The organism is Thauera carbonicopians (genome assembly GCF_025699485.1).
GTDB lineage: Bacteria > Pseudomonadota > Gammaproteobacteria > Burkholderiales > Rhodocyclaceae > Thauera.
This window is the reverse complement of the sequence record NZ_JANUXN010000004.1, coordinates 325,217-340,445: the sequence shown is the minus strand read 5'-3', so window position 1 is coordinate 340,445 and position 15,229 is coordinate 325,217. Positions and strand designations below refer to the sequence as shown.

The following is a 15,229-nucleotide window of genomic DNA, read 5'->3' as shown; positions in this document are numbered from 1 at the left end:
TCGAACCTCCGGAGACAGGCTGCCGCTCAGTATTGCGGCATGCCCGGATCCACCTGTGCCGCCCAGCCGGCAACGCCACTCGCCAGGTTGATGACCCTGCTGAAGCCCTGATGTTCGAGGAACATGCACACCTGGGCGCTGCGCCCGCCGTGGTGGCAGATCACGACCGTCTCGCGGTCGCGATCCAGTTCGGCAAGGCGCGCAGGCACGCTGCCCATCGGCATCGGCACCGAACCGTCGATGCGGCACAGTTCGAACTCCCAGGGCTCGCGCACGTCGAGCAGCAATGGCGCTTCCCGGGAGGCATCGTTCAGGCGCTCGGCCAGGTCGCGCGGACCGATCTGCTGCATGGGCGGCTCAGAAGCTGAAGCTGTCGCGGCGCGCTGCGTTCTGCAGCATCGGCACGACGGTTTCGAAGATGTCTTCGCTGCGGAAACGCCCTTCGGCCTCGCAGGTGATCAGGCGGGCCTTCATCACCGGTGCCTCGCCGACGAAGGCGAACAGGCGGCCGCCGACCTTGAGCTGCTCCAGCAGCGCCTGCGGCACCTCCTGCACGCCGCCCGAAACGACGATCACGTCGTACGGCGCACGCTCGGGCCAGCCGTCGATGCCATCGCCCTGGGCGACGACGACGTTCTCGACGCCATTGCGCTCCAGGTTGGCGGAGGCGAGCTTGACCAGCTCGGGCTCGATTTCCATCGTCCGCACCCATTCGCAGCGCGCGGCCAGCAGCGCGGCGAAAAAGCCGGAACCGGTGCCGATCTCGAGCGCGGAGTCGGACTTCGACGGTTGCAGCGCCTGCAGCACCTTGCCTTCGATGACCGGCTTCAGCATCATCTGGCCACAGCCGATCGGGATCTCGACGTCGGCGAACGCCAGCGCGCGCGCCTCCGCCGGCACGAATTCCTCGCGCTTGACCGTCATCAGGAGATCGAGCACGTCCTGATCCAGCACCTCCCAGGGGCGGATCTGCTGCTCGACCATGTTGAAGCGTGCTTTTTCGAAGTTCATCAAGTGCTCCCGGCGAAAATAGGCGGACTCTTGGCGGACGCCGACTCGATACGCCGTCCATCGTGGCAAAACCGCGTCATTCTAACGCAGTTGATGCCTTGCGACGGGAATGGATCGCGGGCGAAGCGCGGGAAGCGAAGCCGCGAACGCCAGGCACGCGGATTCAGCGCGACTCGAGCACCAGGCGGCCGTTGGTCGGCTGGATCGGCCGCGTATTGCGCGCGTACAGGCGGCTGAAGAGGGCGAGCTGATCGGCGCTCATCTCCACCGGTGTCTTCATCACCACCCACACCACGTCCTCGGTGCAGGGCGGCGTCGGCAGCGAGCCCAGATAAAGGAAATGGGCCGGATCGGCCGGCACGAAAGTGGCCAGGTCGATGGCCGCATCGGGCACGTACTCGCGGCCGCGATCGAGCGGCAGGTTGTTCCACAACGTCTGCAGCAGCGCGTTGGGCTCCGTGCCGACCGTCAGTTGCACGGCCAGCATCGCGATGTCGCCGCCGGCGCTGCGATGCTCGAGGTACATCGCCATGTCGTAGGCCATGCCGCCGATGCGCTCCTGCGACGGGCGGTGAAGCGTGAAGCGCTCGAGCTCGTAGCGGACGCCCCGCACCTCCATGCCCATGCCGCCGCCGACATCGACCTGCAGCGTGTTGCCGGTATCGCTGATGCGGAAACCGCTGGCGTGGTAATGGAACTTGACCGGGGCCAGATCGACCGCCAGGCCTTCGCGCAGATCGATCGGCGACTGGCGCTGCCCCTCGCTGCAGGTGCGCCAGTCGGGCCGCAGCCGCCCCCATGCGTCGGGGCCGGTCTCGCCCTCGTAGCTCCAGCCCGGCCCTGCCGGTCTGCTGCGCTGGGCCTGCAGCAGCGCCTCCAGCGGATCGGCCTTTGCCGCCTCGCCCACCGGCTTCGCCGCAAGCGCTGGCGGCTGCCCGCTTCCCCCTGGCGACCGGGCCGGCGGCGTGGCGCGTGGCCTGGCCGCCTCGCCCGCGGACGCTTTGCGCGCAGCGCTCGGCTTCGGTTTCTGCACGGCAGCCATGGGTTCAGGCCGCCCGGCCGGGCGCTGCGGCGCAGCCTCCGGGGCTTTGGGCGCCTCCCGCGCCATCGCTTGCGCATCAGGCCTGGCCGGTTTGACGCCGGGCAAGCCCGGCACGATCGACGCCGGCGCTGGCTGCGTATCCGCCGCACGGAGCGGCTGCGCCGAAATATCGCCCGCCTCGATCGGGCCGGGACGGGCAGACGCTTCGACAGGCTGCAACCGCTCGGCAGGCTTGACGGCGATTGCCTGCGGCATGGCCTTCCCGGCCAGCTTCTGGATCTCGCCCGCGACTTTCTGGATGTCGGCGGCGGATGGAGGGCCGCAGACCTCGCGCCACATCCGTTCATCCACCGACCCCGGCGTCACCTGCAGCGGCTGCGCATCGGCGACCGGCTCCTCGCGCACGATGTTGTCGTCGATGTCCAGATAGACGCGCTTGACGGTGGCGAAAGTCCGGTTCTGGCAGTCATAACGATTTAGCGCCTTGATCGTGGCGTAGCCGGAAGCAGCCGCTTCCGCCCTGCCCAGCACCACCCTGCCCCACGACACCTTGGTGCCGCGGTCGGACGAGAAGATGCTGGCGCGATCGATTTCGACGCGCCGGCTGCGGTCGCTCAGCACCAGTTGCCAGTCGGCGGCAAGCGCGTCCTGCAAGGGCATGGCGACCAGCATGGCGAGGAGAAGCGGACGGAACGGTTTCATCGAAACAGCCGGATTCGGATCGGTACGATCCTAAACGACCCCGCCAGCGAAATCTTGAGACCCTTGCCACACGAGAGCACATGCAGTATCGTCTGCCGCTCTCGTTGGGGGTGCCCATGGCGAATGGGCTGAGATACACCCTTGGAACCTGATCCGGCTCGCACCGGCGTAGGGAAACGGACTCATGAACTCATCTGCATCATCCGCGGCTGCGGCCAGCAGTACATCCCACATTCCGAACGTCGTCTCGATCGCCGGCATCGATCCGTCAGGCGGCGCAGGCGTCTTCGCCGACATCAAGACCTTCTCCGCGCTCGGCGCTTTCGGCTGCGGCGTGGTCGCGGCTCTGACCGCGCAGAATACGCAGGCCGTGACCGGCGTGCATGTGCCGCCGACCGATTTCCTGCGCCTGCAGATCGACACCCTGTTCGCCGACGTGCGTTTGCACGCCACCAAGATCGGCATGCTCGGCAGCGCCGAAGTCACCGCCACCGTTGCCGACCGCCTCGCCCACTGGCAGGCCGCCAGGGTCGTGCTCGACCCGGTCATGGTCGCCAAGAGCGGCGACAGCCTGCTGGCAAAAAGCGCGATCGCGATGATGCGCGAGGCGCTGTTCCCGCAGGCTTTCATGATCACCCCCAACCTGCCCGAAGCCGGCGTGCTGCTCGAGCAGCGCGCCCCGGAATCGGTCAAGGAAATGTACCGCGCCGCCGAGCGCCTGCGCGAACTGCTGCCGCAGTCGTCCGAACGCTGGGTGCTGCTGAAGGGCGGCCATCTGCCGGGCAACGAGTTGACCGACCTGCTGTTCGACGGCGACCGCATGGTCGAACTGCCCGCCCGGCGCATCGACACCCGCAACACCCACGGTACCGGCTGCACGCTGAGCTCGGCCATCGCCGCGCTGCTGCCCCAGACGGCGGGCGACTTCCGCCCGGTCGAAGCAGCGGTACGCCATGCGCGCCAATGGCTGGTGAATGCGATCGCGCATGCAGACCAGCTGGCGGTAGGCAGCGGCCATGGACCGGTCCATCACTTCCACGCGCTGTGGCGCGTACGGAACGGTTCGGACTGAACCCCTCCGGCGCCCCGCACCGAGAAGGTCCGCAGCGCCTCGCGCCCTCCCCGCCGCACCACCCTATCTCCGCATTCCGCGCTGGCGGTGCAGCCTTTTCCCAGTTCCATCCCGCCGTACACGATTCAAACACCCAACACGGAGACAGCCCTCATGAACGCCCCGGAAAAATTCCTCGCCTCATCCGCCCACGTCGACGAAGCGGCGATCGCGCCGCTGCCGAACTCGCGCAAGATCTACGTCGAAGGCTCGCGCCCGGACATCCGCGTGCCGATGCGCGAGATCACGCAAAGCGACACTCCGGCTTCCTTCGGCGCCGAGCCCAACCCGCCGATCTTCGTCTACGACTGTTCCGGCCTCTACACCGACCCGGCGGCGAAGATCGACATCCGCTCCGGCCTGCCTGCGCTGCGCCAGGGCTGGATCGAGGAGCGCGGCGACACCGAGGTGCTGCCCGACCTGTCCTCCGAATTCGGCCGCCAGCGCGCCGCCGACAAGGCGCTCGACGAACTGCGCTTCCCCGGCCTGCACCGCAAGCCGCGCCGCGCCAAGGCCGGGCAGAATGTCAGCCAGATGCACTATGCGCGCCGCGGCATCATCACCCCCGAGATGGAATACATCGCCATCCGCGAGAACCTGAACCGCGCCCGCTACATCGAGACCCTGCGCGCCACCGGCCCCAAGGGCCAGCGCATGGCCGACATGCTGCTGCGCCAGCACCCGGGGCAGAGCTTCGGCGCCAGCCTGGCCGCCGAGATCACGCCCGAGTTCGTCCGCGACGAAGTCGCCCGCGGCCGCGCCATCATCCCGGCCAACATCAACCACCCGGAGACCGAGCCGATGATCATCGGCCGCAACTTCCTGGTGAAGATCAACGCCAACATCGGCAACTCGGCGCTCGGCTCCTCGATCAACGAGGAAGTCGACAAGATGACCTGGGCGATCCGCTGGGGCGGCGACACCGTGATGGATCTGTCGACCGGCAAGAACATCCACGAGACCCGCGAATGGATCATCCGCAACAGCCCGGTGCCGATCGGCACCGTGCCGATCTACCAGGCACTGGAGAAGGTCAACGGCAAGGCCGAGGAACTGAGCTGGGAAATCTTCCGCGACACCCTGATCGAGCAGGCCGAGCAAGGCGTGGATTACTTCACCATCCACGCCGGCGTGCGCCTGCGCTACGTGCCGCTGACCGCCAACCGCATGACCGGCATCGTCAGCCGCGGCGGCTCGATCATGGCCAAGTGGTGCCTGGCCCACCACAAGGAAAGCTTCCTGTACGAACGCTTCGAGGAAATCTGCGAGATCATGAAGGCCTACGACGTCGCCTTCAGCCTCGGCGACGGCCTGCGTCCCGGCTCGATCTACGACGCCAACGACGACGCCCAGCTGGGCGAGCTCAAGACCCTGGGCGAACTGACCCAGATCGCCTGGAAGCACGACGTGCAGGTGATGATCGAAGGCCCGGGCCACGTGCCGCTGCACCTGATCCGCGAGAACATGGACCTGCAGCTCGAGCAGTGCCACGAGGCGCCCTTCTACACCCTGGGGCCGCTGACCACCGACATCGCCCCCGGCTACGACCACATCACCAGCGGCATCGGCGCGGCCACCATCGGCTGGTACGGCACCGCGATGCTGTGCTACGTCACGCCCAAGGAGCACCTGGGCCTGCCCAACAAGCAGGACGTCAAGGAAGGCATCATCACCTACAAGCTGGCGGCGCACGCAGCCGACCTGGCCAAGGGCCATCCGGGCGCGCAGATCCGCGACAACGCGCTGTCCAAGGCGCGCTTCGAGTTCCGCTGGGAAGACCAGTTCAACCTCGGCCTCGACCCGGACAAGGCGCGTGAATTCCACGACGAGACCCTACCCAAGGATTCGGCCAAGGTCGCGCACTTCTGCTCGATGTGCGGCCCGCACTTCTGCTCGATGAAGATCACCCAGGACGTGCGCGACTTCGCCGCCGCCCAGGGCATCGCCGAGGCCGAGGCGCTGAGCAAGGGCATGGAAGTGAAGGCCGTCGAGTTCGTCAAATCCGGCGCGGAAGTCTATCGGAACGTCTGAGCACGGTTCCGGCGGCACAACGACAACGCCCGCCCGGGAGAGCTTCCCGGGCGGGCGTTGCCAATTTCTTTCGGGCCAGGCAGGAAGCCGGCCCGGGAAAAACCGGACGGCCTTACTGTGCCGCTTCGCCGACGAAGATCTCGACGCGGCGGTTCATCGCACGGCCGGACACAGTCGAGTTGTCGGCGACCGGCTGGCGCGAGCCGCGGCCGTCGATGGCGATGCGCTGCGCCGACACGCCGCGCGCCGTCAGGTAGTCGCGCACTGCGGCGGCACGGTTGATCGACAAGGGATTGTTGACCGCGTCGCTGCCGGTGCTGTCGGTGTGGCCGATGATGGTGACGGTGGTGACCGGGTGCTGGTTCAAGCCGCCCGCCAGCCGGTCGAGCACCGGGCGCATGTTCGGCTTGATGTCGTAGCGGCCGGTGTCGAAGGAGACATCGCTCGGGATATCGACCTTGAGCTGGTTGTCGGCGGTCTGGCTGACGCCGATGCCGGTGCCCTGGGTCGCCTGCTCCATCTCGGCCTTCTGCTTCTGCATGTGCTGCGACCACAGATAGCCGCCCGCAGCGCCCACCGCGGCGCCCACCGCCGCCCCGGTCGTGGTGCTCTTGCTCTTGTTGCCACCGGCCGTCGCGCGCCCGATCGCCGCACCGGCCACGGCGCCGATGCCGGCACCGACGCCGGTGTCGCGCTGGGTTTCGCTCATGTTGGCGCAGCCGACCAGGCCGCCGGCGGCGAAGGTGAGCGCAGTCAGGGAAACGATGATCTTCTTCATGATGTCCAGCCTCCAGATTTGTAACAGGCCAGGCGATTATCCACGCCCAGTGCGGTACCTACGCCAGCCCGGTGTGCAACAAAGGATGACCGGCTCCGCGCCGGCCATCCGCATGATGAAAATCGCATGGATCGCTCATGTTGCCAGAACCGGAGCACAGGCAGGCAGCGGCGCACCGGACAGCATCGCCGTCGGCGTGTCGTACGTCACGGCCGACAGGCTGCGTGGATCGGCCACCTCCCCGGGATGCCCGCGACGGCGACCGTGAGAAGGCCTATCCGCGCGCCCTGTCGATCACGCTCGGGCCGCCATCGATGCCGGCAGGGAAGCCCTCCGACGCCTGCATGCCGCGGCCGAGCGCACGCATGTCGGCGCCGCTGGGATGCTGGAACACGCGCAGGCCGAACTCCGGCAGGATGGCCAGCAGATGGTCGAAGATGTCCGACTGCGTGCCTTCGTACTCGGCCCACACGACGGAGTTGGAGAAACAGTAGATTTCCAGCGGCAGGCCGTCGGAAGTCGGCGCCATCTGGCGCACCATCAGCATCATGCCCTGATGCACGCCGGGGTGATGGCGCAGGTAGCGGTCGACATAGGCACGGAAAGTGCCGATGTTGGTGACGCGGCGGCGATTGACGACGTCGCGCTCGCCGCCCGGCAGGCTGGCGTTCCAGGCCTCCAGTTCGGCCTCCTTGGCCGGCAGGTAGCCGTCGAGCAGCGCGAAGCGGTCGAGGCGCCGGCGTTCTTCGTCGGTCAGGAAGCGGATGCTGTGCTGGTCGATGTAGAGGCTGCGCTTGATCCGCCGCCCGCCCGATTCACGCATGCCGCGCCAGTTGCGGAACGAATCCGAGATCAGGCGCTTGGTCGGGATGGTCGTGATGGTCTTGTCGAAGTTCTGCACCTTCACCGTGTGCAGCGCGATGTCGATGACGTCGCCATCCGCGTTCAGTTGCGACATCTCGATCCAGTCGCCGATCCGGACCATGTCGTTGGACGCCAGCTGGATGCTGGCGACGAGCGACAGCAAGGTGTCCTGGAAGATCAGCATCAGCACCGCCGCCATCGCCCCCAGGCCGGACAGCAGGATCAGCGGCGAACGATCGACCAGGCTCGCCACCATCAGGATCGCGGCGATGAAGTAGATGACGATCTTGGTCACCTCGACATAACCCTTGATCGGCCGGATCCGGGCGCTCGGGCGGCGCTGATAGCGCGCGCCGAGAATGTTCATCAGGCCGCCCAGCGCCAGCGCCACCGTCAGCACGATGAAGGCGCTGCAGACGTTCTGGACCACCGTCACCAGCGCTTCGGGAAGGTGCGGCACCATGCCGACGCCGATCATCAGCACCAGCGCGGGGACGACGTTCGACAGCCGCGACACCACCCGCATCGGACTCGTTCCGCCCGGCTCGCCGTCCCGGGCAAGCACGCTCGCGCCCAGCAGCGTGCGCAGGCCGCGCAGCAGGACGTGCTTGGTCAGCCAGTTCGCCAGCCAGGCGAGGGCCAGCAGACTGCCGACCGCTACCAGCGTGTAAAGCGCTGGATGCTGCTCCAGCGCACCGACAGCAGCATCGAAATCCTCTTGCATTCCATCTCCACGAAAAACTCGCCCCAGCGTATATCCGAACGCCGTCCGCGGGCGAAGCGCATTTGGCGCAAATTATATCCAGCCGATTTCCCGCCCTTCTGCCTCCCCGGCCCGACGGGTGGAGCCAATCGGCTACAATCCACCCCAATCGCAAGCATCCATGGGCCATGCCGGCAGGCCGCCCGCAACTCTCCAGCTCCCTTGAATCCGATGAATCACCCCGACAGCAAGACCGGCGCCGAAGCCGCCGCACCGAGCAACTTCATCCGCAACATCATCGACGAAGACATTCGCAGCGGGAAATGGGGTGGCCGCGTCGAGACGCGCTTCCCGCCCGAACCGAACGGCTACCTGCACTACGGCCACGCCAAGTCGATCTGCCTGAATTTCGGCCTCGCCGAAGCCTATGGCGGCGTCTGCCACATGCGCTTCGACGACACCAACCCGGAAAAGGAAGAGCAGGAGTACGTCGACGCCATCATCGAAGCGGTGCACTGGCTCGGTTTCGACTGGGGCGAACACCTGTATTTCGCCTCGGACTACTTCGACACCATGCACGCCTGCGCCGTCAGCCTGATCAAGGCCGGCAAGGCCTATGTCGATTCGCAGTCGGCCGAAGAGATGCGGACCAACCGAGGCACGCTGACCGAACCGGGCAAGAACAGCCCCTGGCGCGACCGCAGCGTGGCCGAGAACCTGGAGCTCTTCGAGCGCATGCGCGCCGGAGAGTTCGCCGAAGGCACTCACGTGCTGCGCGCGAAGATCGACATGGCCAGCCCCAACATCAACCTGCGCGACCCGGCGATCTACCGCATCCGCCACGCCAGCCACCACCGCAGCGGCGACAAGTGGTGCATCTACCCGATGTACACCTTCGCCCACCCGATCGAGGACGCGATCGAGAACATCACCCACTCGGTGTGCACGCTCGAATTCGAGGACCAGCGCCCCTTCTACGACTGGCTGCTCGACGCGCTGGCGGCCGAAGGCCACTTCCCGCGCCCGCTGCCGCAGCAGATCGAATTCTCCCGCCTCAACCTGACTTACGTCGTGCTGTCGAAGCGCAAGCTGATCCAGCTCGTCAACGAAGGCCATGTCGACGGCTGGGACGACCCCCGCCTGCCGACCCTGATCGGCGCCCGCCGCCGCGGCTTCACGCCGGCCGGCTTCCGCCGCTTCGCCGAGCGCATCGGCGTCTCCAAGGCCGACGCCTGGATCGACATGAGCGTGCTCGAAGAGTGCATGCGCGACGACCTCAACGAAGCCGCCGAACGCCGCGTCGCCGTGCTCGATCCGCTGCGGCTGGTCATCACCAACTACCCCGAAGGCCAGTCCGAGCTGTGCGAGGCGCCCAAGCACCCGCTCAAGCCCGAGCTCGGCAAGCGCGAGATGCCGTTCGGCCGCGAGCTGTGGATCGAGCGCGAGGACTTCATGGAAGAACCCATCAGGGGCTTCCGCCGCCTCTACCCCGGCAACATGGCGCGGCTGCGCTACGGCTTCGTCGTCAAATGCACCGGCTGCGAGAAGGACGCCGACGGCAATGTCACCGCGGTGCTGGCCGAATACATGCCCGACTCCAAGTCCGGCACGCCGGGCGCCGACAACTACAAGGTCAAGGGCAACCTGCACTGGGTCTCGGCCGCGCACGGCTACCAGGCCGAAGTGCGCCTGTACGACCGCCTGTTCGCCCATCCCCACCCCGGCCAGCGCCGCGAAGGCGACGCCCCGGACACCGAGCGCGACTTCCTCGACGACATCAACCCGGACAGCAAGCGCACCGTCACCGCCTGGCTGGAACCGGCGCTGAAGGACGCCCAGGCCGAGGACCGCTTCCAGTTCGAGCGCCACGGTTACTTCGTCGCCGACCGCGTCGATTCGAAACCCGGCTCGCCGGTATTCAACCGCACGGTCACGCTGAAGGATTCGTGGGCGAAGGGCGGGAAATGAACCATTGAGGAAGCACCGAGCCCCACCGCCATGAAACTGCGCCGCCTGCTCCCCTATCTCGTCATACTGATCCTGCTGGCGGCAGCCGGCTGGTGGCTGACGCGGCCCAAGCCGGTGGCGGTGGTGGTGCATGAAGTGGGGCGCGGGCTGGTCGAGGCGACGCTGTCGAACACCCGCGCCGGCGAGATCGAAGCCTGCCAGCGCAGCAAGATGGCAACCATCGTCGGCGGCCGCATCGACTATCTGGGCGTCAAGGAAGGCGACCGCGTCGAAGCCGGCCAGGTGCTGATGCGGCTGTGGCATGGCGATCTCGAAGCACGGCTGACGGTGGCCAGGGCGCAGCTTGCGGCCGCGCGCCAGCGCGTGCGGGAAGCCTGTACCGTCGCCGACAACGCCGAACGCGAGGCGGCACGCCAGGCACAACTGGTCCAGCGCGGCTTCGTCTCGGCCAGCGCCGAGGAAAGGGCCCGCACCGAAGCCCATGCCCGGCGCGCCGCCTGCGACACGGCGCGGGCCGACGTCCTCACCGCCCAGGCGCAGGTCGACGCCACCGAGACCGACCGCCAGCGCCTGGTGCTGGTCGCGCCCTTCGCCGGCACCGTGGCGCTGATCACCGGCGAACTCGGCGAGATCTCCATTCCTTCCCCGCCCGGCGTGCCGACGCCGCCGGCGATCGACCTGATCGACGACACCTGTCTGTACGTCAAGGCACCGATGGACGAAATCGATGCCCCGCGGATCCGTCCCGGCCAGCCGGTGCGGATCACGCTCGAAGCGATGCCGGCCACCGTCTTCGAAGGCCGCGTCAAGCGCATCGCGCCCTATATCACCGCAGTCGAGAAGCAGGCGCGCACGGTGGAGGTGGACATCGACTTCGTCCGCCCCGATGAAGCGCGCGGCATGCTGGTGGGCTACAGCGCCGACGTCGAGATCGTGCTCGACACGCGCGCCGACGCGCTACGCATTCCCACCGCGGCGCTGCGCGAAGGCCAGCGCGTGCTGGTGGAAGCAAACGGCCGGCTGGTCGAACGCGAAGTGCGTACCGGCTTGTCGAACTGGGAACACACCGAGATCGTTGACGGCCTGAACGCCGGCGAGCGCATCGTCACCTCGCTGGAGCGCGCAGGCGTCGCGGCCGGGGCGCGGGTCAGCATCGAAGCCGTCGCCCGCTAGCCCGGAGCAGAGCATGGCGCAGATCGAACTGGAAGGCATCGAACGCATCTTCCGGCTCGGCGACAGCGAGGTGCATGCGCTGAACGACGTGTCGCTGCGCATCAAGGCCGGCGAGTACGTCGCAGTCATGGGCCCTTCCGGTTCGGGCAAGTCCACCCTGCTGAACCTGCTCGGCCTGCTCGACCGCCCGAACAGCGGCCATTACCGCCTCGAAGGCCGCGACGTCACGACCTTGTCGGCCGACGAACAGGCGGCGGTGCGCAGCGCGCGCATCGGCTTCGTGTTCCAGAGCTTCCATCTGGTGCCGCGCCTGACCGCCGCCGAGAACGTCGCCCTGCCGCTGATGCTGGCCGGCGTTCCGGTGGCCGAGCGCAGCGCACGCGTGCAACGGGCCTTGAAGGATTTCGGCCTCGAGTCGCGCGCCCACCACCGCCCGGACGAACTTTCCGGCGGCCAGCGCCAGCGCGTGGCGATCGCCCGCGCCACGATCATGCGCCCTGCGATGCTGCTGGCCGACGAACCCACCGGCAACCTCGACCGCGCCACCGGCCAGGAAGTCACGGCCCTGCTCGAAGCGCTGAACGCCGCCGGCACTACCCTGATCGTCGTCACCCACGATCCGGCGATGGGCGCACGCGCCCGCCGCCACCTGCTGATGGAGGACGGCGCCATCCGCCAGGATCTGCGCAGCACGCCGGCAGCAACGCCGGATCCGTCATGAGCCCCGTCGATACGCTGCGCTTCGCCACCCGCGCCGCGCTCGGCTACCCGCAGCGCACTGCGCTGATGATGCTGGCGATGTCGATCGGCGTCGCCGCAGTGGTGATGCTGACCGCGCTCGGCGACGGCGCACGGCGCTTCGTCGTCGAGGAATTCGCCGCGCTAGGCGCCAATCTGCTGATCGTGCTGCCCGGCCGCAACGAAACCGGCGGCGTCAACCCGGGCAGCTTCGTCAGCAGCACGCCGCGCGACCTCACCACCGACGACGCCGCGTCGCTGCTGCGCTTGCCGCAGGTCAAGCGCGTCGCCCCGCTGGCGATGGGCAGTGCCGAGATTTCCTTCGGCGGCCGCCTGCGCGAAGTCATGGTGCTGGGCACCAGCGCCGACTATGTCGACATCCGCGGCTTCGGCGTCGCCCGCGGGCAGTTCCTGCCGCGCGAGGATTTCCGCCGCGCTTCGGCAGTCGCCGTCATCGGCGAAACGATCCGCGCCGAACTGTTCGGCAACCAGAATGCCATCGGCCGCATGATCCGGCTGGGCGACCGCCGCCTGCGCGTGATCGGCGTCATGGGGCCGGCCGGCCGCGGGCTGGGCATGAACTCGGACGAACTGGTGCTGGTGCCGGTCGCCACCGCACAGGCGATGTTCGACACCAACTCGCTGTTCCGCATCATGATCGAGACGCGCGACCGTGAATCCCTGCTGCCCGCCCAGCGCGAGGTCGAGAAGCTGCTGGGCGCACGCCGCCAGGGCGAGCTCGATTTCACCGTCATCACCCAGGACGCGGTGCTGGGCACTTTCGACCGCATCCTCGGCGCGCTGACTCTGGGTGTGGCCGGCATCGCCGCGATCAGCCTGGCAGTGGCGGGCATCCTGGTCATGAACGTGATGCTGGTCGCCGTGACCCAGCGCACCGGCGAAATCGGCCTGCTGAAGGCGCTGGGCGCCAGCAGCCGGGCGATCCGCCTGGCCTTCCTCGCCGAAGCCGCGCTGCTGTCGCTGGCAGGCGCGCTGGCCGGCTTCGTGCTCGGCCATGCCGGCGCGTGGGCGATCCGGCTCGCCTTTCCCACCCTGCCTGCCTGGCCGCCAGACTGGGCGGTGAGCGCCGCGCTCGGCACCGCGCTGACCACCGGCCTGCTGTTCGGCGTCATGCCGGCGCGCCGCGCCGCCGCGCTGGACCCGGTCCAGGCGCTGACGAAGCGATGAACAGGCAGACGATGCCATGAGCTGGCGCGACCTCCTGCACCTGGCGCTGCGCTCGATCACCGCCCACCGCTTGCGCAGCATGCTGACGCTGGGCGGCATCGCGGTCGGCATCGCCGCAGTGATCCTGCTCACTTCGCTCGGCGAAGGCCTGCACCGCTTCGTGCTGCGGGAGTTCGGCCAGTTCGGCACCAACGTCATCGAGATCGCCCCGGGGCGCGAAGGCGCGCGCGGCGGCCCGCCCGGCCTGCCCTCCTCCGCGCGCGAACTGACGCTCGACGACGCCGCGGCGCTGGCCCGCCTGCCGCACGTCATCCACGTTTCCGGCAACATCAGCGGCAACGCCGAAGTACGCGCCAATGGCCGCGTGCGGCGCACCACGGTGCTGGCGGTCGGCGCCGGCATGCAGGACATCTACGCGATGCGGGTGCGCATCGGCCGCTTCCTGCCGCCGGACGACAGCGACAACGCGCGCGCCTTCGTCGTGCTCGGCGCCAAGCTCAAGCGCGAGCTGTTCGATGCCGGCAACGCACTCGGCGCACGGGTGCAGATCGGCGACGAGCGCTACCGCGTCATCGGCATCATGGAGGAAAAGGGCCAGTTCCTCGGCTTCGATCTCGACGACACCGCCTTCATCCCCACCGTGCGCGGCATGGCGCTGTTCAAGCGCGACGGCCTGATGGAGATCGGCCTCAGCTACGACGAGAACGTGCCGGTCGCACGCGTCGTCGATCAGGTCAGGCACAGCCTGACGGCACGCCACGGCCGCGAGGATTTCACCGTGCGCACCCAGGAGGACATGCTGGCGACGCTGTCGAACATCCTCGGCATCCTCACCGCTGCGGTCGGCGCCTTGGGCGGCATCTCGCTGCTGGTGGGCGGGGTCGGTATCGCCACCATCATGACCATCGCCGTCGCCGAGCGCACCAGCGAAATCGGCCTGCTGGTGGCGCTCGGCGCGCGCCGCCGCACCGTTCTCGGCCTGTTCCTCGGCGAAGCCGTGGCGCTTTCCGCCGCCGGCGGCCTGATCGGCCTGGCCGCGGGCATGGGTCTCGCCCAGTCGATCGGCCTGTTGCTCCCCGACCTGCCGGTCAGCACGCCCTGGGCTTTCGTCCTCGCCGCCGAAAGCATGGCGGTGCTGATCGGTCTGCTGGCCGGCATCCTGCCCGCCAGCCGCGCCGCCCGCCTGAACCCGGTGGAGGCCCTGCGTGCCGAATGAACCCAAGGGCGCGCGCCGCGCTCTGCTCCTTGGCGCACTGCTGCTGGCAAGCTCTGCCGACGCCGCGCCAGCCCCGTGGCACGTCTGGCGCAGCAAGCTGGACGGCCGGGAATTCTGTGCCCAAACTTCACCCGGCCCAGGCTGGGAACACGAACGCGGCCCCTTCGCCGATCCCCATTGCCGCAAACCCGGCAAATCGGCAGATCCGCCACGCAGGCCGAATATCCCGTCCGCATTGCCTTCGGTTGACCCAGGTCAAGCTTTGCCCAGATTGCCCGGCAAATCCATCCCGCCACGCTAGACTGGAATCAAGGACGCACCGTGACGTATTTCACGCGACATTCGGGATACTTCCGGAGCCAGAGCAAGCTTGGCCAGCATAAAAAAGGAGACAGTCATGAGCATCCTCGATTCCCCGCTCGGTCGCTGTGAAGCCATCCGGGAAATGGTTCTGCTCGACGAAACGCAGCAGGAATGCGCATGCGAGCATGGTTGCCCACCGGGTTGCGATTGCCCGCTCGCCGGCTGCTTCGCCGAAGTGAGCGGCCTGAGCGCAGAACACGCAGCCGAGCTGAAACAAGCCGACAAGCGCATAAGGCAGACGCAGGCCCGGGCACGCGAGCTTTTGGCAGCCTGAATAGCTGGTCTGAATCCAGCTGCGGCCATCGTCCCCGGTGGCCGCATTTCGGTACGCTCCGTCCAAG

13 protein-coding genes and 1 riboswitch are annotated in these 15,229 nt (G+C 67.9%); of the genes, 8 read left to right on the top strand and 5 right to left on the bottom strand.

Annotated features, from left to right (window positions below; genetic code table 11):
- Positions 1-26: 26 nt before the first annotated feature.
- The 3 genes from NX068_RS08930 to NX068_RS08920 all read right to left on the bottom strand — a co-directional run bounded on the left by NX068_RS08930 (position 27) and on the right by NX068_RS08920 (position 2,755).
- A complete protein-coding gene (locus NX068_RS08930; protein WP_263460917.1) occupies positions 27-350 on the bottom strand; it encodes a rhodanese-like domain-containing protein in 324 nt (107 codons plus the stop codon).
- A gap of 7 nt (positions 351-357) precedes the next feature.
- Positions 358-1,011: a protein-L-isoaspartate O-methyltransferase family protein gene (locus NX068_RS08925; protein WP_263460916.1), complete on the bottom strand. Its 654-nt coding sequence runs from the start codon at positions 1,009-1,011 to the stop codon at positions 358-360.
- A gap of 163 nt (positions 1,012-1,174) precedes the next feature.
- Positions 1,175-2,755 carry a surface-adhesin E family protein gene (locus NX068_RS08920; RefSeq protein WP_263460915.1) on the bottom strand — a complete coding sequence of 527 codons (1,581 nt, stop codon included), beginning with the start codon at positions 2,753-2,755 and terminating at the stop codon, positions 1,175-1,177.
- A 96-nt stretch (positions 2,756-2,851) separates the two neighbouring features.
- Positions 2,852-2,947: riboswitch (TPP riboswitch) on the top strand.
- Between NX068_RS08920 and thiD the strand changes: the two genes are divergently transcribed.
- The gene (thiD, locus tag NX068_RS08915) at positions 2,940-3,827 is read left to right on the top strand and encodes a bifunctional hydroxymethylpyrimidine kinase/phosphomethylpyrimidine kinase (protein ID WP_263460914.1); all 888 of its coding nucleotides are present in this window, start codon (positions 2,940-2,942) and stop codon (positions 3,825-3,827) included. (Overlaps the previous riboswitch by 8 nt.)
- A gap of 153 nt (positions 3,828-3,980) precedes the next feature.
- Positions 3,981-5,897, top strand: coding sequence for a phosphomethylpyrimidine synthase ThiC (thiC, locus tag NX068_RS08910; RefSeq protein ID WP_263460913.1), 1,917 nt, complete (start codon positions 3,981-3,983; stop codon positions 5,895-5,897).
- A gap of 112 nt (positions 5,898-6,009) precedes the next feature.
- Here the strand turns inward: thiC and NX068_RS08905 are convergent, their stop codons facing one another.
- Together NX068_RS08905 and NX068_RS08900 are read right to left on the bottom strand one after the other, a co-directional pair.
- Entirely contained in the window at positions 6,010-6,675 is a 666-nt protein-coding gene (locus NX068_RS08905) for a YiaD family glycine zipper/OmpA-like lipoprotein (RefSeq protein WP_263460912.1), read from the bottom strand.
- A 274-nt stretch (positions 6,676-6,949) separates the two neighbouring features.
- Positions 6,950-8,263 (bottom strand): mechanosensitive ion channel family protein, encoded by a 1,314-nt coding sequence (locus NX068_RS08900; RefSeq protein ID WP_263460911.1) that lies wholly within the window; start codon positions 8,261-8,263, stop codon positions 6,950-6,952.
- Positions 8,264-8,473: 210 nt separating this feature from the next.
- On the opposite strand from NX068_RS08900, the gene NX068_RS08895 reads away from it, so the two are divergent.
- The 6 genes from NX068_RS08895 to NX068_RS08870 all read left to right on the top strand — a co-directional run bounded on the left by NX068_RS08895 (position 8,474) and on the right by NX068_RS08870 (position 15,162).
- On the top strand, positions 8,474-10,210 hold the full coding sequence (locus NX068_RS08895; RefSeq protein ID WP_263460910.1) for a glutamine--tRNA ligase/YqeY domain fusion protein: 1,737 nt from the start codon (positions 8,474-8,476) through the stop codon (positions 10,208-10,210).
- Between the two features lie 30 nt (positions 10,211-10,240).
- On the top strand, positions 10,241-11,383 hold the full coding sequence (locus tag NX068_RS08890; protein WP_263460909.1) for an efflux RND transporter periplasmic adaptor subunit: 1,143 nt from the start codon (positions 10,241-10,243) through the stop codon (positions 11,381-11,383).
- A 13-nt stretch (positions 11,384-11,396) separates the two neighbouring features.
- A complete protein-coding gene (locus NX068_RS08885; RefSeq protein ID WP_263460908.1) occupies positions 11,397-12,104 on the top strand; it encodes an ABC transporter ATP-binding protein in 708 nt (235 codons plus the stop codon).
- Positions 12,101-13,309: an ABC transporter permease gene (locus NX068_RS08880; RefSeq protein WP_263460907.1), complete on the top strand. Its 1,209-nt coding sequence runs from the start codon at positions 12,101-12,103 to the stop codon at positions 13,307-13,309. Before NX068_RS08885 ends, NX068_RS08880 begins: the two co-directional genes overlap by 4 nt.
- 16 nt (positions 13,310-13,325) lie before the next feature.
- Complete coding sequence (locus tag NX068_RS08875) at positions 13,326-14,525, top strand: ABC transporter permease (protein WP_263460906.1); 1,200 nt, start codon at positions 13,326-13,328, stop codon at positions 14,523-14,525.
- A gap of 397 nt (positions 14,526-14,922) precedes the next feature.
- The gene (locus NX068_RS08870; protein WP_263460905.1) at positions 14,923-15,162 is read left to right on the top strand and encodes a hypothetical protein; all 240 of its coding nucleotides are present in this window, start codon (positions 14,923-14,925) and stop codon (positions 15,160-15,162) included.
- The last annotated feature ends 67 nt before the right edge of the window (positions 15,163-15,229 follow it).